The organism is Alteromonas sp. 009811495, assembly GCF_028865455.1.
Taxonomy (GTDB): domain Bacteria; phylum Pseudomonadota; class Gammaproteobacteria; order Enterobacterales; family Alteromonadaceae; genus Alteromonas.
The window spans coordinates 2,660,939-2,685,115 of sequence record NZ_CP113972.1 but is presented as its reverse complement, the minus strand read 5'-3'; the positions used below and the strand labels follow the sequence as shown (position 1 = coordinate 2,685,115).

The window sequence follows — 24,177 nt, the reverse complement described above, 5'->3', positions numbered from 1 at the left end:
GCCTAGTGCGTTTTCCCTTCATTACTGGTAGAAAATATAAGTTAAAACAATAACAACTTATAAACGCTATCAGTAAAGGGAAGCGCAATGCAATCACACCCTCAAACGCCTTCGGCTATGCCAAGCAAGCCACCAACACGCAAAAACAGCATTATTCTTTTCGCGTTTATTCTGTCGGTATTAAGTGGCCTAGCGCTTTGGGCTGTAGGACAACCCAGCGACATATTTTTTACCGCAGCCATAACGCTATGTGTTGCCATTTTGTGGGTAACCGAAGCTCTCCCTATACCCGCTACCTCACTTTTACCTTTTGCATTATTTCCCTTGTTCGGTGTGCTGTCGCACAGTGAAGCTGCGTCGTCGTTAGGTAGCCATGTCATTATTTTACTTATGGCCGCCTTTATGTTGTCGAAAGCGTTGGAAAGGGCCAATTTGCATAAACGATTTGCCATATACATGCTGCGGTTAACAGGGAGTGGAAGCCCCCTTAAGCTTGTGCTTGGCTTTATGTTAACTACCGCTGTTCTAAGTATGTGGATAAGCAATACCGCCACAATACTCATGATGTTACCCATGGCAATTGCCATTATTAATGCCGTAGATAACCCTCGATTTGGTGTTGCACTTATTCTTGGCATTGCATATTCAGCAAGTTTAGGAGGCGTTGGCACACCTATAGGCACACCGCCTAACATTATCTTTATGAGTGTTTATGAAGAAACACAAGGTGTTGAATACAGCTTTATTGAATGGATGAAAACGGGCGTACCTATAGTCATGATTGGCGTGCCGATAATGGCACTTTGGCTCGCCCGTGGTATTAAAGAAGTCGGTAATATTAATTTACCTGTACCTGGGGTGTGGAGCGTGGCTGAAAAGCGCGTATTGATGATTTTTGGTACCGTGGCAATGGCATGGATATTCCGCCCATTTTGGACCGCGTGGATTGGCGTGACTACCATCAGTGACAGTACTATTGCTGTTGCCGGCGTTGCAGCAATGTTTTTGACTAATAGCGGTAATGATAAGGGCCAAGTTGATGCCAAGGGCAATAACGACAAGCTCCTTGATTGGAAGACAGCCAATGATATTCCATGGGGCATGCTTTTGCTATTTGCTGGCGGTATATGTATTGCGAAAGCTTTCACTGCGTCGGGCCTAAGTGTATTAATGGGTACATGGCTAACAGGCCTTTCAACACTTCCTGTGATATTACTTGTGTTGGGTATTTGCTTGTTTGTTACTTTCTTAACGGAAATTACGTCGAACACCGCAACATCAACACTATTAATGCCTATTTTGGCTGCGGCAGGCTTGGCAGTAGGCGTAGATCCTAAACTACTAATGATACCTGCTGCAATCAGTGCCAGCTGTGCTTTCATGTTACCCGTTGCAACAGCGCCGAATGCTATAGCCTATTCAACAGAAAAGTTTGATATAAAAACCATGGCGAGAGAGGGCATTGTACTGAATGTACTGGTAGCGTTGGTGGTTACAAGTGTGTGTTATTTAACGTTAACGTAGTAAAAGTGCCGTTAAAACTTTAAGAACTGGTTAGCAATTAAGCGCTTAAGTAAGCTAATTGCTAATTCTCGTTGCAAAGTGAATAAATTTAAGTAGACTTACTCGCTCTTTCGGTCGGTGTGTAGCGCAGCCTGGTAGCGCACTGTCATGGGGTGTCAGGGGTCGGAGGTTCAAATCCTCTCACACCGACCAATCTATATCTATAGTAATCAGAAAGTTACAAATAATAACCCCAATATATGTAGCAAATGAAATTCTGATAATTTAAACCATGTAGCATATATGTAGCTTGGTTTACTCATACATAATTTCTCATTTAAAGCTTCCCTAAGCATCTGCTTAACGATAATACCCTGATTGTCAGCATACTTAACATTTAAGCAAATCTTTGTACTTCGCTACTGTCTGACGAGTTAGACCAGATTCCTTTGCTAGGTTGATTTGAGTAAGGCGCTCGCCTCGCTTTGTAAGACGAGATCTAGCTTCTAATATTTGTTGTATGGTTTTCTCTTGTCGCGTTCGGTGCGTGTAACGTGCACCTTCTTGCTGTGCCAGCTTTTGGGTAATCGCTTGGATGGGTAGGTTCCAAAGACCTGCTATGCCCCTATTATGTGGTGGGTTGTAGTTAAGCCAGGTCCATTTAGAAACACTTCGAACAATCGAAGAAAGCTCATTAAGGGACAATTGGTGCGTTTTACTAAGGTCTTTTCCGGTAAAATCATTAAAGTAAGTCGCGAGTTGAAGAAGGTGGTGTTCCCATTGCTCATAGCTCCAATTTATCCTTGCGAAAATTACTCTGCGGTAAGCTTCGAACCTTAGTTTATGGAACACCGTGCAGTTTCTTGAATCGGGAACATCATCCCAATCAAAGTCTCCACGTTTGTACATTTCTGGTCGCTCAAACCCATCGTTTAGTTCGTTTAAGTTATATTCGTGATCGTGTAGAAAACTTGTCTTCCAAAATGGATGAAGTGGGTTCTTGCAAAGTGGACCGGTGTAGGCATTATCGGCAATCAATTCGCAAGTCATCTTTCTTTTGATATCGCTTAGGAAATCTATAGGTTTTCGACGTGAATTCCGGCTAGTTGGAACATTTTGAATGGCGTAAAAAAGGTGTGCGGAGGTCTGTTTCAACTTAGCTTTAGGACCTTGACCACTTACGATTATGTTTGGTGGTGGTAGAAGTTTATCTTCCCATATAAATGGGTCTGTCCCGTCTAAATCAAATACCAGCCAGCATTTTGTGTTTGCTGGATTAACCTGGATGTGGAGATACTTTTGTAAGGCACTATATTTATACCGAAAAGAACTCTTTGTCACATCTTCTTGTGCGCAAAGAGTTTGTGGGGGAGTCGTGATTTCTAGCCGCTCGGTTAGCCTCTCTCGCGCACAAGCAGGCGCAGCCAAGGCTGGCTGAATTAATTCAGATAACATAAACTACCAATGTTGAAATTCAGTTCAACACGGCAGGCAGTGAGTTTGGTCGCTTATGCCTGCCGTATTCTCAGACTAAGCAACTTCGCCGTAGGTACGGAGCCAGCTTTCCAGCTTGGATTCTTCAAAGAGTAGTTTTCCACCAATTTTAATTGCTTCAGGCGCGAGCTTGTTAGCTAGAGTATTATCGCCTTCTTCAATGGCAGATTTACGTTTATTTCGTAAATTGTAAAGATGCTGAGGCGTACAATTTAAGTACGCTGCTGCTTGTTTCGTGGTAATAAATGCGGACATGAGCCCTCCTAACCGTAATACCTAAACCTGTTAAACATTTATGAAGTGATTGACCTGGGGAAGGTCCGTCCTTTTCCTCACTACGTGTAACAGGCAGCTGGTTAGAGCGCCTTTTTTTGCTGATGATTAAATCAGTGGAGCAACGTTATTACATAAGTAGATTTGAGTAAAGTGGATTTTATTGGCAATGTATATGAGAATCGATTTTTTAACGCTTTCTAAGCGTTTATTCTATCTGAGGTGTAAACTTGCATAACGACATAATATCCCCTGCATACTTTGGCTATCTGCACTTGCCCTCAATTTGGGTGGATGAAGCAATTGAAAGCGATCATTTCAGAAACGCTTCAAGTGAAAAAGTCTTTGAATTTGTGCATTCTTGCACCTTAAATTGTGGGATAACTGTTAAAGCTAGACGAGATGGTTTCTTTCTCTTTGATACTCACGAATGGGAGCCCGCTGCTGCTACATTGATTTCTCAGTGTAATAGTAATAATGGGACAAAACATCGTGACGTTAGTTCTTCAACGGAATTAGCTGAGCAACGATCACATGTGAGAGCTCAGCTTATTAATGCCTTTCAGTTGTGCGTGCATAAAGCTAGAAGAGAAATCTTGGGAATTCAGACTAGTTTAGGGCCCGAGGTAGGAGCTGAAGATGTTACGTATTTTTATTCCGATGCTATCCCACATAAACTTAATTTCCACTCTGAATCCTCGCCTTATCAATGTTTTCTAGCGGCTACACATGAGCAATTTTTCAAAAGAGAACCAAAGGCCATAGAGCGGAGGGGAACTTTAACAATAGAAGCTCTGGTTTACGCATATTCGGTATTAGAAAAGACAATTTCCAACAACTACAATGCTTCGCTAAGAGTTGTGGAGTTGATAGTTAGGTCTATCCACAGATATAGCCAGAACTCCATGGCCGAATCGTTAATTCAGAGTTGGACCGCGTGCGAATTAATGTTGAATTATCTCTGGGAGCTATATTTGAATAGTAAGAAAGGGCCAGCAGGTACATATGAGAGAATGAATCGAGGGCGAATAAAAAAGCTTACTGGTAGAGATTTTTCAGTATCTAGTGTAACCGAGCTTCTTGAATTGTCTGGTCAATTAGATTTTGATTTAATGAAGAATCTCCACGAAGTTCGAACAAATAGGAATGCTTGGTTACATTCACTAAAAGAGATAACTCCTCAAATTTGCGGACTATCTATCAAAAATGCTACTACTCTCTTTAAGTTGGTCAGTGATATTAGTTTTCACACCAGTTTAACTCGTACTTTACCTAGCACTGGAGGAGTGAGGGCGGACTTGTATCCGCGGCGCACAATGTAGAGATTTTCGATAGCTAATTGAAGGAAAGCTACGCAGCCGATGGCTGCGCATCCCAATGCAAAGTAAAAACCCAACACAAGAATTACAGTTGAGTGAAGCTCTGTCAAAGGTTCTAGTAGTAGAACTCACCGCGGTCGTGGGCATCACGCGCTTCTTGTTCTGAATAATCATCCCCGAAGAAATTTACATTTCCTGCGCCGTCATTGTGTTCATCAATAAACTTGTCTCTTTTTTTTGCATCTTCGCTTAGATCATCTAGCAGAACTTCTAACGCAACCAAGGCGGTTGTTTTTAATATCTTCGAAAGCATATTGCACTCCAATAAAACTAAGGATTCCTGAGTATCTATGACTCATTAAAGCTAAGAAACTCTTAGTTTTCAAGTTTTAGTTAGTTCCAAATATGAATAACGATGAGTCGCCTTTTCCCAGACGATTGAAGCAGGCTAGAAAAGATCGGGGATTGTCTCAAAAGCAACTCGGTATCCTGTCAGGAATGGACGAGTTTTCAGCTTCTGCTCGTATGAACCAATATGAAAAAGGAGTCCATTCGCCCGACTTTAAGACGGTAAAGGCGTTAGCGGAGGTGCTGAAAGTTCCTACAGCTTTTCTTTACTGTGAAGAGGATGACTTGGCGGAACAGATTGCCAGTTTTAAAAATGGCTAGTTCTCGCCGGTGTTACTCACTTGTTTTGACGCGAAGTGGAAATAGCCAGCGAAGAATGCAACCAAGCCAAGTATCATCAAATTGCTCACTATTAGCGGTGTCATAAGAACCTCCTCGATCGATGAGATTAAAGCGTAAGATAGTTTGCTGTTAACAGCAAGTTGAACGCAAAACCCAGCCCTCGCTATCGAGGCATCATGAGCATTATGCCTCTCTTTTTTCGGGCGCGTTGCCGCCCGCTATGTCGAAGCCGAAAATCGTCTTCAGCATAGCGGGCGTCTGGGTTTTGCTTTCTTACATGCAGCTATCTGTTTGCAGGCGTTATTTGCAGATTGAAAAAGATTTTTTCAGCAGGTAATCTCTAAATGTATAGCCCGTTCGGGCATCGAAAAAAGTCGGCGCATTCAGCTGCCGTTTACACGTAGTGAGGACCCTCACTTTTCATAGCTATATTCATGTCACGCCGCATTTTCAGGCGTTTTTAAAGTCGGCGCATTCAGCTGCCGTTTTCACGTATCTGAGGTTTTAAATTTTGGCGAGATCAGTCCGAGCCAAGCGTAGTAGCGCTAAACAGGGGCGAATAGGCTTTAGTGTCGCTGAGCCATATAAGGCCAGTCAATCTTACAATACGCAGGATGTGTCATGAATTTTAATGAAGTAAACGAAGTTGCTCAGCTAAAAGCTGAAACCAAACTAATTGCCAGGAAGAGAAAGAAAGCTTCAAAGCTCGATGTTTATCGGTATCAGTTATGTAAACTTTTTCATGCCGGTGCCACAAAAGCAGAGCTGCAAAGGTGGTTAATCAAGAAAAAGGGGATGCGTGTCGATTGGACAACAGTGAAACGATGGCTTGATAAAAATGCCTAAGTTTGCAAAAGCCAGTACGCAGGCTCATAACGTCATTAAGGCGCTAACAAAGGCCGAGAAAATACAATCTCTTGGAACAGCTAGAAACTACGAAGAAGCCCTGAAAAGGGTTTCTTTTTGGGTCAAGGAAAATAAGCTCAACGGCTTGCAATCTTTATCGTTAGAACAAGCACGGTTTTACCTTGAGTATCGCGCTGAGAGTGTAGGGCAAAAAACACTTGATATGGAACGTCAGGCCTTGCAAGTAATGATGCAGCTAAATGGTAAATTACCTGATAGCGGTAAGCTCTATATCGTCAAGTCAGAATTAGCAGAAGCAACACGGTCCAGGGCTTATACTAGCAACCAAGCCGAGGCCGTATCTCAGGGACAGTTGTATAAGCATAGTCTAGCAACACAAATCGCATACGCCGCTGGGCTACGTGCTCATGAGCTTTTGACGTTGGCCAGATGTGAAGAGCGTCAGCCAGATAGACGAAAAGCATTGAGTTCAAAATGGGATGGCCGCTCAGGCTCACTTTACACTGTTGTGGGGAAGGGTGGTTTAAAGCGGCACGTGCTTATTCCTGCAGCCTTAGTAAATCAACTCGAACAGCGTAGACTAAAAAGCCCTGTGACTGTCGTTGACCGTCAAATAAAGTACCTACAGCGCTATGATATCGGTGGTGGTAAAAAATGGTCCGATTCGTTTAACAAGGCTTCCAACCATAAGTTGTTTTTCTCAACTGGCGCACATGGCTTGCGTCATAGCTACGCGCAAGATCGTATGGTTGAGTTGAAGGCTCTAGGCTACAGCAGGGCAATAGCCTTAGAGACGGTTTCTCAGGAAATGGGGCACTTTAGGCCGGAGATAACTGAGATTTATTTGTAACATTAAAACCCAATGGCGACCAAATCAATTCACTATTTTTTTAAAAATGTAACAGATACAAAACTGCTGCAAGTAGAAGAGTTCAAAAAAATATTTGATGAACTCTTAATATAAATGAGTGCAACTGAATTAATCTTCTGGCATGTAAGTTTCTTTAATTTGAGATATTTTAGAAACAAAACTGTTAAATGACTCTAGATGTTCTGTAGAAGATATCCTTTTTATCAGTTCATCAAAGTATGTCTTAGACATTATTTCTTTAGGATTGCTCTTGCTATATTTTACACGCTTTTCAACAAGTGCCGCTCTAATATAGGCTTCGTGGAACTGGGAGTGTGTGAATTTATCCGAATAATTACCCATCTCTTCAGGGTCATTTAAAACTACATTGTAGTATTGCGAATATGTGCGCATTTTTTCAGTGTTAGGCTGCCTCGATATTACTTTTTTATTGCCAAGCAACGTAGTCTCGAAACATCGCTTCTGAACAATCACATGACATTCAGTGCTTTCATTTAAATTAGCACTTGTAACCTTTTCAATAACCTCTTTTTCTCGTTCTTCAACGCTACTTTCATCGCAATCTAATACAACAAAGAAAAAGTTAACGTCACCAGCATCATTTATATCCGACACTGAATTTGAAATATGGTTTAGTATGGAAGGGTAGCCTTGTCCGGAAAATAAAAAAAAGCCTTGTTCACTCTTTCTAAAATCATCGTAACTAAGGTGTTGTTCAATACCTGGGATTAAAATTTTCAGCCACTCAGGATAAACTTTTTTCTCAGTGCTATTCCCTTCTACTAAGAAATACATCTTCATTAATCTGCTCCGTGCAAATAAATGTCACTATTTATAAGTTGAAGGAACTTATCGTGCTTACTTGTAGATTCCGATATTGCTTCCGCATATTGAGTTGATATACATCCACCTTTTCTTGTGACTATTCTCCAAAACTTAGCAGGAATCTTATTAATGATTTTAGGGTGGTGAGTACTTAAAATAATTTGAGAGTCATTGTCCTGAATATAACTAAGTATTTCAGGAAGGCAATTTACACCTAAACTATTCTCGATTTCATCAATAACCAACACTTCATTTCCAGATGAAAATAAAAGTTCGGCTAAAATTGTCATTGTTTTAAACATGCCCGATGACATAGATGCTTGACTGACTTTTGTTCCACAAATAAGTTCAATTTCTATGTGAATTCCATTTTTATTTTTGTTTGGAACACCTCCTCGGATACTATCGAGTAGCGAAATTTTCACTTTTTTTACATTCGGAAATATATTGCTATAGATAAACTCGAACTCTTCAAACGCGCTCGGGTCATACTTACTTGCATAGTAAAGTTTCTCTCGGCAATTTAATTCTGGATACTTTTCAGTAAGGCCGATAATACCCTTTTTGCCGGTATTAATCAGATCGTTTATTGTTGAATCAGACTTAATATAAACCAGTGGAATTGAACGTAAATCAGTAAACTCACGAGAGTGGCTTGATGCAATTTTTATTGAAATCAGTGAAGAATAAACTTTTTCTATAAGGTTATCGTCTCTAAAGACATATAGTAAACTCTTGTGTTTCTCAATTTGTGGAAGCTTCTCGCCATTATAGGTGATTAGGTTGTCATTCCGTTTAAAGACCTCTTTACCGTCGATAGTAAGACTTTCACTCTCTACTTTTGCAACATCCTCATCATCATCTTCATAATTTTCGTCTGACTGTATTTGTTCCACTTCACTGGAAAATTTTCCCTGCCATCTAATATCTCGATGCTCATTGTCAAAAAATTTCAAGTCCCATTCATCACCTGGTGAAGAAAGGCCTTTCGCAATACCCACTACCGTGGCTAAAGAGTCCATTATTGTAGTTTTACCTGCTCCAGATGTACCTACAAAAATAGTAAGGTCTGAAAAAGAGGTTTCTTCAATACAAAGCCCGTTAATGTCGTCTTTAAAAAACAAGCTTTTGATTATCATTTCACTTAAAATCCTTTATTAATGTGGTTCGAATGACTCGAGCATTCATTAGAATGTTATGTTTTATCTAACTCTGTTGACTTACTAGTCTGCATCTTAATAGCCCATTGCTCAAGGACTATGAGTCGTTTATCCATATATTCCTGCAAATTGTAAACTTTTTGAACACCTTGTAGTTGATGGTTCAGTATTTTTTCAACAACTATTGGGTCGGCTCCGATATCAGAATCTCCTAGTCGTGTAGCTAGAGTTCGCCGCAAGTCATGAGGAACAAACTTCGGTACACCTATCTGTTTAAGTTTTCTGTCTATAGCTCGCGATAATGAGTGCCTGTCAATTGGTTGTTCGCCTGGGCCACGTTTGACACATGTAGTACTGGGGAATACGAATTCTGAGTTAAGGTAACAAAATGCTGAGCGCAACTCATCTAGCATTACAACCATATTTTGAGTCATAGGTACCTTGTGTATCCGGTCGCCGCCTTTTTTCTGCTTAACCCGTTCACAGGGTATGGTCCATAGCATCGCCTCGAAATCGAATTCAGACCAGCGCGCACCTGTTACCTCAATCGGTCTACAGCCTGTCAACGCTATAAACTTAAGAGCATAGATAACTTGTGGGCTTACTCCTAATTTAGGTAGTCGCTCAAATACCTGTACCAATTCACCGAAGGTAAGTGCTCTTGTTCTGGGTTTCTCAAAGCCGCCAATATTTTTCTTTTTTACTGTGCTAATGGGATTGCCCTGAAGTAGATCTCTGTCAACGCCGAAATCAAACATTTGTTTCAGTATCGAAAGCGTCTTGTTAGCCTGTGTGCCAGAACTTCGGTCAGTAATGGGGTCTAGTACTTTTTCAATAACATCTCGCCTAGTGATATCTTTCAGTTTCATTTCGCCAATGGTGGGCAGAACATCTTTCTCGAACATTCTGCGCACTTCTTTTGGGTCTTTTCGGTTTACATCCACATATCGCGTTAGAAATTCATTCGCTAGCTTTGAAAGGGTAGGGCTAGCGTCTTCAATGAATTGCTCTCTCTGAGCTACTCGCTTAGTTTCATAGACATCTTCACCGGTTGCTATGCGGCCTTTTAAGCTCTCGACCTCTTTACGAACTTCTTGGAGATCTCGCTCTCCATGATAGCCTAATAGATAATTACGTTGTTTACCTCCCGAGCCGCCAATTCGATAATTCAGGTACAACGCTATTTTTGACTTATTGTCTTCTGATACCTTGCCAATCCGAGCATGAAAACCACTGAGTTTAGAATCATTAATTCGTTTGATTTGTTGAGGGACTTTACTGAGCGAAGTATCACTGATGAGTAGTTTTACGGTAGACAAATGTAGCACCACAATGGTCGAAAAATATTTTGGTGTAGCATATGTGTAGCAGCTTGGTGATTCAACTACTTGGTTCTACTTAATTCTAATCATGCCATGCGAAATTGATAAAGTTTATACATAACAATTAGTTGAAAATGATTTTTGATCTAATTAAAACTAATTTTCACTAATCAAAGATAATGTTGCTTTTCATGGGGTGTCAGGGGTCGGAGGTTCAAATCCTCTCACACCGACCAACTTCTCTCTCACCCTTGAGTTTCCATCAGCTTCTAATCCCCAATTCTTTTGTTTAAATGTGCAAGTAAATAGTCTGCAAATATCTTTACCGATTTAGGTTGGCCTTTGCGCGAGGGCATCATCAAACTCAGTTGGGCTTTTCCTGTCGTCCAATCAGGCAACACCCTTACCAGTGAGCCTTCTGCAATTTCCTGACGGCATACGTAGGCTGGTAGGCTCACTAAACCGAGCCCTTCTATTGCCGCTTGTTTTAGCGAGCCCATATCGTCACTGCAATATTGGGGAGAGAAGGGAACCGTAGTTTTTACACCCTCTTTATTTTGCAAAGTCCAATGGCCTGTTGCAGGCTGCCAACCCACTTTCAAACTGCGTCGCTTAAACAGATCGTACGGCGACTTAGGAACTCCTGCCTTCGACAAATACGCTGGGCTTGCAAACAAGTGCCAAGAAACCTTGGCCAAATGTCTTTGAATGATGCTTGAGTCGGGTAAGGCGTCGATATGCCCCCTTATTGCTAAGTCGATGCCCGATGACACTAGGTCGATGGCTTCGTTAGTGACTTGTTGTATTACCTCAACGTTGGGGTTTTCATCTAAGAATTCGAGCATTAAATCTCTTATTGCAAACTGTGCAACACCTACAGAACAACTTAACGTAACCCGCCCACTTAACGATGCACTTCTTGTTTGAATAGCAGCTTCAGCCGCTTCCATTTCATCGATAAGTGCGCGCGCGTGCCGATAAAAAATTTGACCTGCTTCTGTGACGTTAAACTGACGTGACGTTCTTTGAATTAACTTTGTAGAAAGCCTTTCTTCTAACTTTGCAACATGACGGCTAAGGCGCGATTTCGGCATGTTGAGTGCCGCTGCAGCGGGTGAAAAACCACGTTTTTCGACCACGTGAACAAAGTAAAAGTAATCATTTAAATCAATCATACAACATCTATCTAAAGGCTTTATTGTTCTAATTATAGAACGCTGATTTCAAATTATGCCACTACAAGAGTTAATCGTTCTACTGCTAGTATCTAAATCGTGATAGCACAACACCAATCTGGAGATAGCGCAATGACCACACAGATGTCCACAGTAGTAACAGGCAATACGTTTAAAATTGGAAGTGCTTTTAGTGCATTAGCTTTTAGAGAAAAGGACTTCTTTGGCGCAATGGACCCACTTGTAATGGTTGATCATTACACGATGACACAGCCGACTTTTGGTGCTCACCCTCACGCAGGGCTATCAGCAGTATCTATTCTTTTTGAAGATAGTATGGGGGAGTTCCATAACCAAGACTCACTAGGAAACGATTTCGCGCTTATGCCAGGCGACCTGTATTGGTTGAATGCCGGTTCAGGTGTTGTACACGATGAAGCGCCACGCAATGGCGCGCGTATTCACGGGTTACAAGTGTTCGTTAATTTACCTGCGTCACTTAAAAGAAATGCCCCCTCAGCACTTCATGTTAAGTCAAGCACCATGCCCGTGTATGAAAATCGAGGTACACGAGTTCGTATTGTTCTAGGCGAAAGTAACGGCCTAAAGGGGCAAAGCGCACCTACATTACCAATGACAATACTGGATGGTAAGTTAGCGCAACAAAGTACTTTCTCTCATCAGTTAAACGAACGTGAAAGTGCGTGGGTGTATGCCATTAAAGGTGAGCTTACATTGAGTATCAATGACGAACAAATCACGCTTTCTGAAGGTCAAGCGATAGCAGTATCTCAGTTGAATAACAAAGCACTCAGCCAACTTTTGCTAACGAATACGTCCGCCAAGCCAGCACATTTTGCACTTTTCGCAGGTGAACCTGTAAAAGAGCCTTTTGTTCAAAAAGGGCCCTTTGTGATGAGTTCTCAAGCCGAGATCGAAAAAGTAGAAGCTGAATTTGCATCGGGCAAATTTGGAAGCCTTGAATAGTTTGCTATCCCCATTAATCGTTCAATCTAACCATTCGTAAGGAATAATCTATGAAAATTCTCGCCATTCCCGCAAGTAACAGTAAGAAGTCAATTAACAAAGCGCTCATTAACTACGCTGCTTCATTGCTTCCTCAGCATGATATTGAAGTGATAGATATTAATGATTATGAAATGCCTATTTACAGTGTCGATCTAGAAGAGGCTTACGGGGTACCTGACGCAGCGTCGCAGTTTTATCAAAAAATAGAGCAAGCTGACGCCCTAATTATCTCTTATGCTGAGCACAATGGTAACTACACCGTAGCTTACAAAAATCTTTTTGATTGGACTTCGCGGGTTAATATGAAAGTTTATCAGGGCAAGCCTGTTGTGATGTTGTCTACTTCACCTGGTCCGGGCGGCGCAGCAAGCGTATTGAAATTGGCGGTAGAGTCGGCCCACTTTTTCGATGGGCACGTAAAAGCGTCACTTTCAATACCGAGTTTTTATGACAATTTCGACCAAGAAAAAGGGGAGCTAAGCCACCCAGAATTGATCGCCAAGCTAAAAGCCGCCTTGTCAGAAATAGAAACCAATTAACCGATATTCACAACAAAGAGAAGTGCGAAGTATGACTATTGGCATACGCGAGCTTCTCTTAATTGCACAGCCTGCACAATATTTTGTACGTAGGGTCAAGCAACCACCGCGCTGGCGGTGATACCTTCTTTCCCCCGAATAACTATGTAGCAATTCACAGGTGTCGGGGTGAATGTTACTGGTCTAATGCTCACTACTAAGAGGTAAATTCATGGCGTTACTACGAGACAAGTCTGGTCTGTTAGAGGTCACGATTTTTGTGGTATTTGCACTTACAACTAAGGCTTTGGCGCTGCAATGGACCCCGAAATATGCTGGCCCCGTAACGTTACTTCTTACTTTGGCATTACTGACAGGCTATCTGCATCGGCAAGGCAAAACGTGGAAGCACTACGGACTAAAACCGTTAACGGGTTTAAAAGCAAAATTGCTCGTGTTGCCTCAAGCGATATTGGTTTCTATCTGTTTTGCTATATCGGTGGGGTCAGTAATAGCGTTGGCAAATGCCTTTGAAATAAGCGCGCTGCTACAGGTTTCAGAAGGTGTTGAATCGCGCTTTGGCGGGGTGAGGGGGAATTTACCTAACTTTATAATGTGGTTAGGTATTATTTGGGTCTCTGCTGCGTTTGGTGAAGAAATGTTTTTCCGTGGATATCTGGTTACAAGGCTACAAGAAGTTTTGCCCAGCACGCGACTAGCAACCGTTATGGCTGTGTTAATTCCCGCACTAATTTTCGGCTATGGGCACTACGACTATCAAGGAGTTAGAGGCCTTGTAATGACGGGAATGATTGGAATTGCCTTTGGCGTTTCGTACCTTTTATTGAAAAAAAGCCTGTGGCCAATCATTTTGGTGCATGGAGCGATGGACTCAATAGCATTCACGGCCTTGTATCTTGGGGCTGATTAGGCAAGATAAGTTATGCAGAGTGCGCTTATGATTCAGGTGTAGGCGGTAGCTAACCAACCTCTTTTGAGCTATCTTTTAGCCATCGACCTTTTGCAGTCTTGACACGAAAACGATTATGAAATGGATTTTAAGTCTACTATTTTTTGTTGTGTATGCGACGTCAGTATTCGCTAGCACGTCCGTTGATACTAGCGGAGCCCCCATGATTGAGCGTCACGTCTCGAGTAGGAGCGAAAGCAACCTAATTAGCGCAACTTCAATTAACAACGCTGAGCATAGAAACGCTTTTGAAGGCATGGATGGTGAGCGCGTAGAAAGAATAGAAGTGCTTGGTGCTAAACCTTTACGTTTTTTGTATAAAATACGTGAAGAAAAGCGATTCGCCTTTATGGAGGAGTTTAACAACGCAATCAAAGATACTGACTTGCATTTTAAGTGTAAAAACCAAACTGCCACGGGCTCTCATGTAAGAAAAAACGTGTGTAGAAATCAATTTGATTGGCGAATAATACAAGAAATCGTAGAGGATGAAGTTCGCCGAGGAAATATGGTGGGTGCTTATGCCATTGCTCTTATGGGAAATAAAGAGCAAAGAGATAGAAGAGAAGATTTATTGGAAACGATAAACCAGCTTATCGTAGAAAACGAAAGTTTCGCTGAACTGTATGGCGAGTTTAACGAAGCTAATACTGCTTACAAAAAGGCCCACGCTAAAAAGTTTGGTGTGTTCAGTCAGTACAAAGAGTAGTCGCCAAGTATTTCAATATTCGCTTTTTGCAACGAAGGTTGACAAAAATGCTGCAGGTTATATTTTAAGCTATAGGTCAAAATATAATCGGTTGGGATATGTTCTTAAAAAGGATTTTGGTTTTATTCTTGTTAGTTGTTTTCGTGCATTCGGCATACGCTCAAGTTTCCATAGAAATACCTGTGGATGCCTTTTCTGAGAACTATGCAGAGAATGTAGAGGTAAGCGGCTCAATTTTAGCTTCCTCTTCAGTAAAGGGAAGCTTGAAATTCGTCGCCCCTGAAATGCTCTTTGTCTTTGTGCCGCGTCCTACCTCCACTCTACAAATTGTACTGTCGAGCATTGATGGAAAATACAGTGCAGATGCTTCAATAGAATTAAGTGAAGACCAGGTTGGCTGGGTTCAGTTGAAAGTGCCTACCAAATATCAATCTGAGTTTATTAAATACCTTCCTAACCGATTAGTTGCGTTTGTGTTTGTCGACAGCCAAGATATGTTTGGTAACTATGTTCAAGAAGTCTACCCGACATCTTGGGGTGAACCCGTAGAAAACCAGATTAAATTGTTCGTAAACACTTCGGGTGGAAACCCTAATATTACTTACAAAATAGCTTCAGGTGATGTCGTGTCACGAGATTGTGCAGCGCTAGACGACAAATACACTCGCGTTTACAACCACAGGTGTGAATTTGGCAGCGATGACATTGCAAGTAATTTAATAGTAACTATTAGTCCAGAGTACGACAGTTTAGGGAAGAATTACGTTATTTGGACTCCAGATGAACAGTGAGCAAGAAAGCGTTTCGCTAACTGATAAAATACTAAAACACCTTACCGCTAAGCGTTTAGTTGGTCCTGCAATATTTTTAGGTTGTATAGCGTCACTCATATTCGTTCTCCTTTTGATAGCGCTAGCTCATGCGACACTCGCAAAACTGGATGCGAATACCGAGTATGCCATTAAAGCAACGACTCAAGTTGTCAGGTACCTACCTAATACGTCTTCGATACCCGTCGTAAATTTAGCAGAGTTTCATGTGGTGAGAGAGGTCAATAGTTGCCCACAATTGAAGCGTGCTAAATGGCAAAAACACGGTGAATTGAAGTTCTATGACAATGCTATTGTGACCACTCGGCTGATGGATAAGTCCCTAATTCAAATAAACATACAGCCAATTGTAAAAGAAAAGAGAGTTGCTGAATTTATATTTTCGGCAGGGCGCTGCGTGCTAAAAGAAAAAACAGTATTCAACATAAGACTGAGTGCCGACCATCCAGACTTCATGATGATTTTAGTGGGCGACGTAACAATTGGTAAACAGTTGAGTTACGACACTCGTACAATGCCACTACTACTTCAATCTGGGCAGATACGAATTAAAGATAAGAGCTTTTGGTTTGAAGATACTATTTCTTTGCCCGATGTTGAGCTAAGCATGGGAGATACGGTAATTATTCCGGCTGATGACTCAAATGCAACCAATGGACTGCTGACAGTAACGCTTGGTGATACTGCTTTTGACGGCGTTTTCTACAAAAAAGGGGGGCAGTTAAGAATCGTCAAACCTTTTGCTGATAACGACGGAGACCCGATTGAAATCAGCTTTTTTGAACGCCTATATAGCGACAATGCTTTAGCGATAGCAATAAGTGCAAGTTTCATAATTATTCAGCTACTGATGTATGTAGTTAACACATTAATCAGGTTGACACTAATTCCTAAACCGCCAGCTATTGGGGTTAGCGATTCATTAAGTCAAAAGAAAGAGCAAACTGAAAAACACTCAGCAATGCAGCCCGACGCGACGACTAAAAAGGATACTAACAATGCTTAATTTAAAAGGAATAACAGTAACGTTGCTTTGTGTTCTAGTGTGTAAATTTAGTAATGCGTCTGACGCCTACGTTAGAACTGTCCATCAGGAAGGACAGGGGATTCTTAGACCCATTGGTGAGTCGTGCTTTTTGTATACACCTGCACATGTGGTTACGAAGTCGCAAGGGGTGTTAGTAGAAACTCGCTTGAGAAAAAACTTAAGAGGGGAACTTATCAACACGTACCCGCAAGATCTCGCATTGGTGAAACTTGATGATAGCTCTGCATGTCAGGAAAGTAGTTGGAAAGATGGCGGTGAAAGAGTAGAGGCTATAATCAGTGTGATTTCTAGTGGTCGCATGAACTATAAGCATCAACAGGGCCGCACTGAAGTGTATGATGTCGAAATAACAGACAAGGCAGTAGACAGCACTTTTTCACTAAAATTGAAAGATGGAAAGAAATTCCGCAAAGGGATGAGCGGCTCAATCGTAACTGTTGGAGACTACCCAATAGGAATGCTGCTATCTGTTGAAGGTGACACAGGCACAGTACTAAGAATGGATACCATGGCCGACTTATCTAGGCGGGTAATTTTGCGATATGCCACAGATAAAGAACGCATTGAACTGGGCGATCTTAGCAATAGGGAAAGCCAAGTCTCGAATACTGAAGCGAACACTAAACCTTTATTGAAGACTAATGGCCCAGCGCCAAGTATTCAAAACACGAGTAATGAGTTCAAAGGCTCATTGTCCGAAGGAATGAGTGTAGACCACGTGTTTCTGGCGCGTGGTAACACTGCGTATCGAATAACTAGCGAGCCTCAGCGCGATAGAGTGCAGTATACATTAGGGATCTTTGACGATGCTGGAAATGAACTTTTTAGTACGCGCCGAACATGGTCAGATAAGAAATTGGACTGGGGAGTAGGAGTTACCCAACCTGGTGAGTATATCTTGAGGGTTTCCGGAGCAAGAGGAGCCGGGAAATATCAATTCACGATGAATACGTTAGCAACACCTGAAGAGCTTATCTCAAACAGTAATATAATCGGAACAAACGATACGTTTTCGGGCGGTCTGTCAAACGGAACTGTAGCAGAATACAAATTTTTAGCACGTGGTAACACCGCATATCGTATAACTAGCGAGCCCCAGCGAGAAAAAGTGCAATACTCACTGGGGATCTTTGATGATGCAGGAAATGAGCTTTTTAGTACGCGCCGAACGTGGTCAGATAAGCAATTAGACTGGGGAGTAGGTGTTACTCAACCTGGTGAATACACTCTGAAGATTTATGGAACAAGTGGTGCAGGCAGATATCAATTCACGATGAATACATTAGCAACGCCTGAGGAGTTAAACTCAAATAGCAATATAATTGGAACAAACGAAACATTTTCAGGTGGTCTATCTGACGGGACAGTAGCAGAGTACAAATTTTTAGCACGCGGTAACACCGCGTATCGTATAATGAGTGAACCCCAGCGAGATAAAGTGCAATATTCACTGGGAATATTTGACGGCGCAGGAAATGAGCTTTTTAGTACGCGACGAACGTGGTCAGATAAGGAACTGGACTGGGGGGTAGGTGTTACCCAATCTGGTGAATATAGTCTTAAAATATACGGAACAAGTGGTGCTGGGCAGTATAAATTCAAATTGAACACTATCGCTACGCCTGAAGAACTCGTTTCAAATAGTAATATTGTTGGTGTAAAAGACGCTATCGCGGGGGCATTGGCAAGTGGAACCTTTGCGGAATACAAAATGGTTGTGGAAGGAAACACTGCCTACCATATTGTTAGCGAACCTCAGCGTGATAAGGTCCAGTACAGCGCTAGTATTCATGATGAATCAGGCAACGAACTGTTTAAAACTCGACGTAAGTGGTCAAATAAAAAAATTGATTGGGGAATAGGTTTCCCTAAATCAGGTACATACATTCTAAGGATCAATGGCACCAATGGTGCTGGTATGTATCACTTTAAGCTTTTAGAAAAATAGCGCTCTCTGATAATAGTGTGATCACATTGGCATACTTTGTTGCGTTGAGCGCAACAATTTTATCTGTGGCAACAAACTGTACGTTAGAAGTTCAAAACTCTGCTTTTGATAGGTAACGTTTCCTAACAATTAAACCACTATCGACGTACTGATTTTGTGATATAACATGCTAAGAACATTGTTGTATTAACATTTTAGGAGTACGTAAATGGAATTAGAAACACTACTCGACTACGTGTTTTCGTATCAGATTATCCTGCTAGTGCTGATTGTTATTGGCCTTAAATCGTCTATTAAATTTGTTCCGCAAAACCGCGCATTCATTATTGAGCGCTTTGGCAAATACAATACAACCCTTGAAGCAGGTTTAAACTTTATAGTGCCGTTTATTGACACCGTTGCAGCGGATCGCTCTCTTAAAGAGCAAGCGGGTGACGTACCAGAACAATCTGCAATTACCAAAGACAATATTACGCTAAGCGTCGATGGCGTGTTGTACTTCAAAGTTGTCGACCCTTATAAAGCAACCTACGGTGTTGAAGATTACGTGTTTGCTGTTACACAACTAGCTCAAACCACCATGCGTTCTGAATTGGGTAAAATGGAGTTGGATAAAACCTTTGAAGAACGAGATTTGTTGAATACTAATATTGTGTCGGCATTAAACGAAGCGGCAGCGCCTTGGGGCGTGCAAGTATTACGTTACGAATTAAAGGATATTAATCCGCCTAACTCTGTTCTAGATGCGATGGAACAGCAAATGAAAGCGGAACGTTTGAAGCGTGCACAAATCCTAGAATCAGAAGGTGATCGTCAAGCGGCAATTAACCGTGCAGAGGGTGACAAACAAGCCATAGTACTGGCCGCTGAGGCAGATAGAGAGCAACAAATACTTAAAGCTGATGGTGAAGCCCAGGCCATTATTCGCGTTGCAAAAGCCGAAGCCGAAGCTATTGAAACAGTGGGTAAGGCAGCAGCGACCAGTGAAGGTCAAAAGGCTGTTCAGTTAGATTTAGCAAAAGGCGCTATTCAGGCTAAAGAGAAGATTGCAAAAGAATCTTCTGTGGTGTTGTTACCGGATAGCAGTACCGAAATTGGTAGTGTTGTTGCACAAGCAATGACCATCGCGAATACCATCGGCAAAAAGGGCTAGCTATGGATAATATGCTAACCAATCTACCTCATTTTTTACTTGGCGTGGGGTTGGTGCTCCTCATTCTTGAAGTGGTGATGGGGTTTACGACTATATTGCTGTTGACGCTGGGCATATCAATGATGATAACGTCGGGGCTGATGTATAGTGGCATTCTTGATGAGTCGTTACTGTCAGCATTTGTGGTAATTGCGGTTGTGGATGCACTACTTACCTTAATAGTGTGGCGACCGTTAAAAATGTTACAGCGAGACCGCTCACCAAAAGAAGTGAAGTCAGACTGGATAGGCACAACATTCGATGTTGAAACGGATATTACTCCAGGCACCCCCGGTTCTGCGCGTTTCTCAGGCGTAATGTGGAAGGTGAAGTCCACCACACCAATACCGCAAGGAACAACGGTGGAAGTGGTTAAAGTTGAGGTTGGTATTTTACATGTTCAACCTACTAACTAACCTTCCATGTAGAAGTTGGGTTTAAAAAGCACCTAGTTGGTGCTTTTTTGCCATATGTTTAGTGAAACAATACAAACGCTAAATTAAGCATTTGGCTTTGCTTATTTTGCTTTAAAATAGGTAAGCTCAAAGAGGGGTTCAAACCCTAAACTGCGATATAGCGGCAGGCCCATCTCAGACGCTTGTAACACCATGTATTCTGATTGCTGCTTTGCGCGGTTAAGCAGGAAATGCATAGTCTTTTTGGCTAGTCCTTGCCCTTGGAATGCCTTGCTAACCCCCATTTGATGGAGGCCCGTCACATTTCCCGTTTTGAAAAGCATAGCGCTAAGTGCAGGTTTACCATCCACTTTTCCAATGTAGATCTCGATTTCGGTATCATGTAGTAGTGGTGTAAACACCTTTTCATCTATGCTGTACTTAAATGCTTCGCTACTTATCACCAGCCAATCATTAAGCTGTACTGGATTAGTCACTCGCTCGATGACAAAGTTTGGATGTTGGGTATCAGGTTCCTGATAGGAAGAAAGAGGTATGCTCATGGCAGTTTGTTCAAACTCTACCAGCCAATGCTTTTTGAGTTGTTCTAGAGCTTCTGCGTTTTCGTTGTCTTTGGTAACTTCAAACCAAGTACACAAACGATGTGTTTGTGGTGTGTGCTTTAACTGGAGCTCAAGATTTGGTTTGCCCTCAACCCAAGCGCGATATGGCCAGCTTTTCGATGCCATTAAGCGACTATTTTTTTCACCTGCCACAACATCTGCGCCATATTTTTTCCACAACGAAGTAAGGTTATGAATGTTCAATTGATTAATGTGCATCTGCTGTGCCTCCGTTAATAAAAATGATACCCAATACCATGGCTAACAATCCAACTATTGTTTTCATCGTAATGGGTTTGATGGGCTGTTCAAACCAGCCAAAATGACCTGCAATTACCGCTAATATTAATTGCCCAGACAGGGCAAAAGACATCAGGCTGCCCACGCCCATTTTGGGAATGAGGTAGTAGTAACTGCCTACACCGAACGCACTTAATATTCCGCCAAACCAAAGATAGGTGGGCACTGCCTTGATATCGCTCGCGATGGGGAGTTGTCTATGCGTTGCCACCATAAATATCAGCGTAAAAATACACGCCATTAAAAAAGCGATGGCGGTAGCTAGCAGTGGATTTTTAAACAAGACACCAAGCCGCGCATTCATACCTGCTTGAAGTGTAATAGCAGCACCTGCAAAAACGGCAAGTATAGGAAAGGCCCACATGTTACTGCTCCATCACAAGGTGGTTCTTATCAAAACGGACTTTCTCGTAATGTCCATACTTATCGCTTGGATCTCGCCTACCAATAGGACAGATCACTGTTGTGGTGAGTTGTTGCGCTTTTAGTCCCAGTACGCGGTCGAATGCGTCTGGCTCAAAACCGCCAATAGGGCAGGTATCTATTTCCATCATAGCCGCACTGGTTAACATGTTCCCTAGCGCGACAAATGTTTGTTGTTGAGCCCACTGATCGCGTTGTGCTTTGGTCATGCCGTTTATTGCACTTTTGGCCATTTCAGCGTATCCGGCTAGCGAGTCAGGTGATGCTCCCTTCTTCGTTGAGGCAAGGGATACATACTCATCAACAAGCGAGGTATTGATATCAGTTCGTGTAGCAAAAACTAAAAGGTGTGAGCTCGATGATACCTGCTGTTGGCTAAAAGCGAACGGTACCAAACGTTCTCTTAAGGTTTGTGAGCTAATCACTAGAATTTTATAAGGTTGCAAGCCATAGGACGATGGGCTCAACCTCGTTGCCTCAAGCAGCTCATCTAACTGCCACTGACTTAACTTGTGGTCAGAGAACTGTTTTACTGAATAGCGCCAATTAAGTGCTTTAATGACATGCATAAATCTACCTCGATAGTTCGTGTTTGCCTTACGTTGGTTACAGATTATCGAGATGAAAGCGTCGCTTCCTTAACATAGGTTGATTTTCAAAAGAATCTTTGTCACGTTTTCAGGGTGTGGCGAGTTTTGCGCGTATTCGGCTTAGTTGTGTGGGTGTTATGCCAAGATGTGAAGCAATATGGTATAGGGGCAACCTATCAACTAGTAGGGGAAAATCTTTGGTGAATTGTTGGTAGCGCAGTGAGGCATCGTCTTGAACCAGCTCTATTTCTCTTGCATCTTTATGAAGCAACCAGTTCTTTTCTAAATAATGGATTTGGAACTTCATTAATTCGTGATTAGAAAATAACAATTTTCGAAAGCTGGCAAACTCTATTTCCACCAGTAACGTGTTTTCAATTGTTTCGAAGGCTAAGCGAGAAGGGGATGCGGTGAGTAGGGCGGTCATTGGACCTGGAAACTGTCCTTCACAGAAAAAATTCTTGTTGTACTCATGACCACTCTCATTGCAAGTAAACCCTCTTACTAGGCCCTGTACGATAAAAGAGAAACTGGTTGGCATTTCACCCAGTTCATATAAGTAGGTATTTTTTGGAATGTATCGTTGCGTGCAAAAGGGTAAAAACGCATTCCACGTTTCGTCGGAAAGCGGGAAATAAGTCGCCATAGTAGCCCTTAATGCAGAATAGCTATTTTCTTTATTTTCATTTTCCATTTTTTGCTTTCCGACAAAGTAGGCTATAGGGGCCTCTATTTATACACTAAATTAACACTGGCTTTTATAAGAGTTATAAGAGCCGATAGGGCAAATTATTGCCGTTTTATTCAACCGCGCCATATGGCCTGATTTTGTTACCCGATTATATTGTTCGAACCTGTCTGTTATTTACTAAACCACACGTCCTAATTTTCTAGAGCTATTTATTCTTATCTCTACGTCTGACATCGCCTTGGTCGTGCTCAGTACAAGCTTTCATAAAATTTCGTATGTAGATCAGTGCTATACCAATCGTCCATATTCTTCAATTTTCACGCTGATATGAGATGGAATGGTATATCAATTGTAATACAGGCATGAACCTTTATGAATGAACGCGCAATCTCACGGACTGCTTATGAATATTACAGCAATAACTCCTCTTACTTACTCAGCTCTTTACCCGGCTACATCCGGTAACGGACATGTACAGGCTACCCACGCTAATAATAAAGGCATCCCAATTAGCGAAGGAGAGAGTCTTATGCACTTGGTCGATTTACAGAACTCCAGAAAATTTGCTCCAGCTCCGTTAAAAGAACAGCTCCAACTCTCTTCGCCAGAAAGTATTCGAAAATTTCACGAAGAAAATGGCAACCAGCGAGACACAACCGCCATTGTATACCTTGATGATGCACCGATTATGCTTGTGGGGAAATTCACGACTACTCGCAATAGCCTTGGTGATATTGTGGCTCGTCATAACGGAGACGCACGACGCGCTATTTCTGAATTGGAAGCGCGCTATGGAAATAGAGTTCAGGTAGAGAGGTTCTCAGACAACAACCGTCCAACTAATGCAGAAGCTTATGAACTTTTTTACAAGAAATCTTACGCAGAATTTATCGCTGACAATTACGCTTCAATGGTTGCATCGCAAGCTCAGCAAGAAAGAGAATCCTTAGCCTTTAAACAGCAGCAATTAGCGTACGCGAATGCGCCAATTGAACATGTGTATAAAGTTGAAGGCAAGATTATAGCCAGTCAAGGCAGTGATGGGATCGCCGAGTTTCAATTGGGAAATTTGTTATCAACATTGGATAAGCTGAACATTAGTAGAGATGAGGCAAAATCCTTGTTTACCGAAACTGTTGGTAAATCGGTATCGCACGACGAATTTAACGCAATGCTTAAAGAGGTTGTTGGAGAGGGGGTTACCACTGATAGCTTTAGTGGCGATGAACGTCCAACAAGACAACATGTCTCGGCCACTGCACGTGTACAATATCAAGCTCACGCCAACTATTTGTAGCAACTCGCTTATTGTAGTTTCAGGCAATGAGCTTTAACGCCAATTGCTGTGGTCATCACAGTGACGTGAAGACCACAATAACGTGATGACCAAAGATTAATGGTAACTCATGATT

Annotated in this window: 26 protein-coding genes and 1 tRNA gene; 16 read left to right on the top strand and 11 right to left on the bottom strand. The window is 42.0% G+C overall.

Features of this window, described 5'->3' with window-relative positions; all coding sequences use genetic code 11:
* The first annotated feature begins 87 nt into the window (after positions 1-87).
* Both OZ660_RS12280 and OZ660_RS12275 read left to right on the top strand, forming a co-directional pair.
* The gene (locus OZ660_RS12280) at positions 88-1,524 is read left to right on the top strand and encodes an SLC13 family permease (RefSeq protein ID WP_274741103.1); all 1,437 of its coding nucleotides are present in this window, start codon (positions 88-90) and stop codon (positions 1,522-1,524) included.
* A gap of 115 nt (positions 1,525-1,639) precedes the next feature.
* Positions 1,640-1,716: transfer RNA gene (locus OZ660_RS12275), tRNA-Pro, on the top strand.
* 177 nt (positions 1,717-1,893) lie between these two features.
* Here the strand turns inward: OZ660_RS12275 and OZ660_RS12270 are convergent.
* Together OZ660_RS12270 and OZ660_RS12265 are read right to left on the bottom strand one after the other, a co-directional pair.
* A complete protein-coding gene (locus OZ660_RS12270) occupies positions 1,894-2,958 on the bottom strand; it encodes a replication initiation protein (protein ID WP_274741102.1) in 1,065 nt (354 codons plus the stop codon).
* A gap of 75 nt (positions 2,959-3,033) precedes the next feature.
* Positions 3,034-3,252 carry a helix-turn-helix domain-containing protein gene (locus OZ660_RS12265; RefSeq protein ID WP_274741101.1) on the bottom strand — a complete coding sequence of 73 codons (219 nt, stop codon included), beginning with the start codon at positions 3,250-3,252 and terminating at the stop codon, positions 3,034-3,036.
* Positions 3,253-3,500: 248 nt separating this feature from the next.
* Here OZ660_RS12265 and OZ660_RS12260 point away from each other — a divergent pair, with 248 nt between their 5' ends.
* Positions 3,501-4,592, top strand: a complete 1,092-nt coding sequence (locus OZ660_RS12260; protein WP_274741100.1) for a hypothetical protein — start codon at positions 3,501-3,503, stop codon at positions 4,590-4,592.
* A gap of 112 nt (positions 4,593-4,704) precedes the next feature.
* Here the strand turns inward: OZ660_RS12260 and OZ660_RS12255 are convergent, their stop codons facing one another.
* On the bottom strand, positions 4,705-4,902 hold the full coding sequence (locus OZ660_RS12255) for a hypothetical protein (protein ID WP_274741099.1): 198 nt from the start codon (positions 4,900-4,902) through the stop codon (positions 4,705-4,707).
* Positions 4,903-4,994: 92 nt separating this feature from the next.
* Between OZ660_RS12255 and OZ660_RS12250 the strand changes: the two genes are divergently transcribed.
* The 3 genes from OZ660_RS12250 (at position 4,995) to OZ660_RS12240 (ending at position 6,996) form a co-directional block, all read left to right on the top strand.
* Positions 4,995-5,258 carry a helix-turn-helix domain-containing protein gene (locus OZ660_RS12250; RefSeq protein ID WP_274741098.1) on the top strand — a complete coding sequence of 88 codons (264 nt, stop codon included), beginning with the start codon at positions 4,995-4,997 and terminating at the stop codon, positions 5,256-5,258.
* 642 nt (positions 5,259-5,900) lie between these two features.
* Entirely contained in the window at positions 5,901-6,125 is a 225-nt protein-coding gene (locus tag OZ660_RS12245; protein WP_274741097.1) for a hypothetical protein, read from the top strand.
* Positions 6,118-6,996 (top strand): site-specific integrase, encoded by an 879-nt coding sequence (locus tag OZ660_RS12240; RefSeq protein WP_274741096.1) that lies wholly within the window; start codon positions 6,118-6,120, stop codon positions 6,994-6,996. The genes OZ660_RS12245 and OZ660_RS12240 overlap by 8 nt, the downstream gene beginning before the upstream one ends.
* A gap of 129 nt (positions 6,997-7,125) precedes the next feature.
* Here OZ660_RS12240 and OZ660_RS12235 read toward each other — a convergent pair whose 3' ends face one another.
* The 4 genes from OZ660_RS12235 to OZ660_RS12220 form a co-directional block, all read right to left on the bottom strand.
* Positions 7,126-7,818 carry a hypothetical protein gene (locus OZ660_RS12235; RefSeq protein ID WP_274741095.1) on the bottom strand — a complete coding sequence of 231 codons (693 nt, stop codon included), beginning with the start codon at positions 7,816-7,818 and terminating at the stop codon, positions 7,126-7,128.
* Positions 7,818-8,981: an AAA family ATPase gene (locus OZ660_RS12230; protein WP_274741094.1), complete on the bottom strand. Its 1,164-nt coding sequence runs from the start codon at positions 8,979-8,981 to the stop codon at positions 7,818-7,820. Before OZ660_RS12230 ends, OZ660_RS12235 begins: the two co-directional genes overlap by 1 nt.
* Before the next feature lie 56 nt (positions 8,982-9,037).
* Entirely contained in the window at positions 9,038-10,321 is a 1,284-nt protein-coding gene (locus OZ660_RS12225) for a tyrosine-type recombinase/integrase (RefSeq protein WP_274741093.1), read from the bottom strand.
* A gap of 272 nt (positions 10,322-10,593) precedes the next feature.
* Positions 10,594-11,499 carry a LysR substrate-binding domain-containing protein gene (locus OZ660_RS12220; RefSeq protein ID WP_274741092.1) on the bottom strand — a complete coding sequence of 302 codons (906 nt, stop codon included), beginning with the start codon at positions 11,497-11,499 and terminating at the stop codon, positions 10,594-10,596.
* 132 nt (positions 11,500-11,631) lie between these two features.
* Here OZ660_RS12220 and OZ660_RS12215 point away from each other — a divergent pair, with 132 nt between their 5' ends.
* The 9 genes from OZ660_RS12215 to OZ660_RS12175 all read left to right on the top strand — a co-directional run bounded on the left by OZ660_RS12215 (position 11,632) and on the right by OZ660_RS12175 (position 20,159).
* Positions 11,632-12,486 carry a pirin family protein gene (locus tag OZ660_RS12215; RefSeq protein WP_274741091.1) on the top strand — a complete coding sequence of 285 codons (855 nt, stop codon included), beginning with the start codon at positions 11,632-11,634 and terminating at the stop codon, positions 12,484-12,486.
* Positions 12,487-12,536: 50 nt separating this feature from the next.
* A complete protein-coding gene (locus tag OZ660_RS12210) occupies positions 12,537-13,067 on the top strand; it encodes an NADPH-dependent FMN reductase (protein WP_202261834.1) in 531 nt (176 codons plus the stop codon).
* Between the two features lie 211 nt (positions 13,068-13,278).
* Positions 13,279-13,977, top strand: coding sequence for a CPBP family intramembrane glutamic endopeptidase (locus OZ660_RS12205; RefSeq protein WP_274741090.1), 699 nt, complete (start codon positions 13,279-13,281; stop codon positions 13,975-13,977).
* Positions 13,978-14,092: 115 nt separating this feature from the next.
* A complete protein-coding gene (locus tag OZ660_RS12200) occupies positions 14,093-14,725 on the top strand; it encodes a hypothetical protein (RefSeq protein ID WP_226432621.1) in 633 nt (210 codons plus the stop codon).
* A 143-nt stretch (positions 14,726-14,868) separates the two neighbouring features.
* Complete coding sequence (locus OZ660_RS12195) at positions 14,869-15,516, top strand: hypothetical protein (protein ID WP_202261831.1); 648 nt, start codon at positions 14,869-14,871, stop codon at positions 15,514-15,516.
* Positions 15,506-16,561 (top strand): hypothetical protein, encoded by a 1,056-nt coding sequence (locus tag OZ660_RS12190; RefSeq protein ID WP_274741089.1) that lies wholly within the window; start codon positions 15,506-15,508, stop codon positions 16,559-16,561. The genes OZ660_RS12195 and OZ660_RS12190 overlap by 11 nt, the downstream gene beginning before the upstream one ends.
* Positions 16,554-18,551: a hypothetical protein gene (locus OZ660_RS12185; protein ID WP_274741087.1), complete on the top strand. Its 1,998-nt coding sequence runs from the start codon at positions 16,554-16,556 to the stop codon at positions 18,549-18,551. The genes OZ660_RS12190 and OZ660_RS12185 overlap by 8 nt, the downstream gene beginning before the upstream one ends.
* 208 nt (positions 18,552-18,759) lie before the next feature.
* Complete coding sequence (locus OZ660_RS12180) at positions 18,760-19,704, top strand: SPFH domain-containing protein (protein ID WP_226432625.1); 945 nt, start codon at positions 18,760-18,762, stop codon at positions 19,702-19,704.
* 2 nt (positions 19,705-19,706) lie between these two features.
* A complete protein-coding gene (locus tag OZ660_RS12175) occupies positions 19,707-20,159 on the top strand; it encodes an NfeD family protein (protein WP_274741086.1) in 453 nt (150 codons plus the stop codon).
* 101 nt (positions 20,160-20,260) lie between these two features.
* Here the strand turns inward: OZ660_RS12175 and OZ660_RS12170 are convergent, their stop codons facing one another.
* The 4 genes from OZ660_RS12170 to OZ660_RS12155 form a co-directional block, all read right to left on the bottom strand.
* Positions 20,261-20,980, bottom strand: a complete 720-nt coding sequence (locus OZ660_RS12170) for a GNAT family N-acetyltransferase (RefSeq protein ID WP_274741085.1) — start codon at positions 20,978-20,980, stop codon at positions 20,261-20,263.
* Positions 20,970-21,425 (bottom strand): DMT family transporter, encoded by a 456-nt coding sequence (locus tag OZ660_RS12165; RefSeq protein WP_274741084.1) that lies wholly within the window; start codon positions 21,423-21,425, stop codon positions 20,970-20,972. Before OZ660_RS12165 ends, OZ660_RS12170 begins: the two co-directional genes overlap by 11 nt.
* 1 nt (position 21,426) lies before the next feature.
* On the bottom strand, positions 21,427-22,053 hold the full coding sequence (locus OZ660_RS12160; protein ID WP_274741083.1) for an NAD(P)H-dependent oxidoreductase: 627 nt from the start codon (positions 22,051-22,053) through the stop codon (positions 21,427-21,429).
* A gap of 109 nt (positions 22,054-22,162) precedes the next feature.
* Positions 22,163-22,768, bottom strand: coding sequence for a Crp/Fnr family transcriptional regulator (locus OZ660_RS12155; RefSeq protein WP_274741082.1), 606 nt, complete (start codon positions 22,766-22,768; stop codon positions 22,163-22,165).
* A 400-nt stretch (positions 22,769-23,168) separates the two neighbouring features.
* Here OZ660_RS12155 and OZ660_RS12150 point away from each other — a divergent pair, with 400 nt between their 5' ends.
* On the top strand, positions 23,169-24,062 hold the full coding sequence (locus tag OZ660_RS12150) for a hypothetical protein (RefSeq protein WP_274741081.1): 894 nt from the start codon (positions 23,169-23,171) through the stop codon (positions 24,060-24,062).
* Positions 24,063-24,177: the final 115 nt, after the last annotated feature.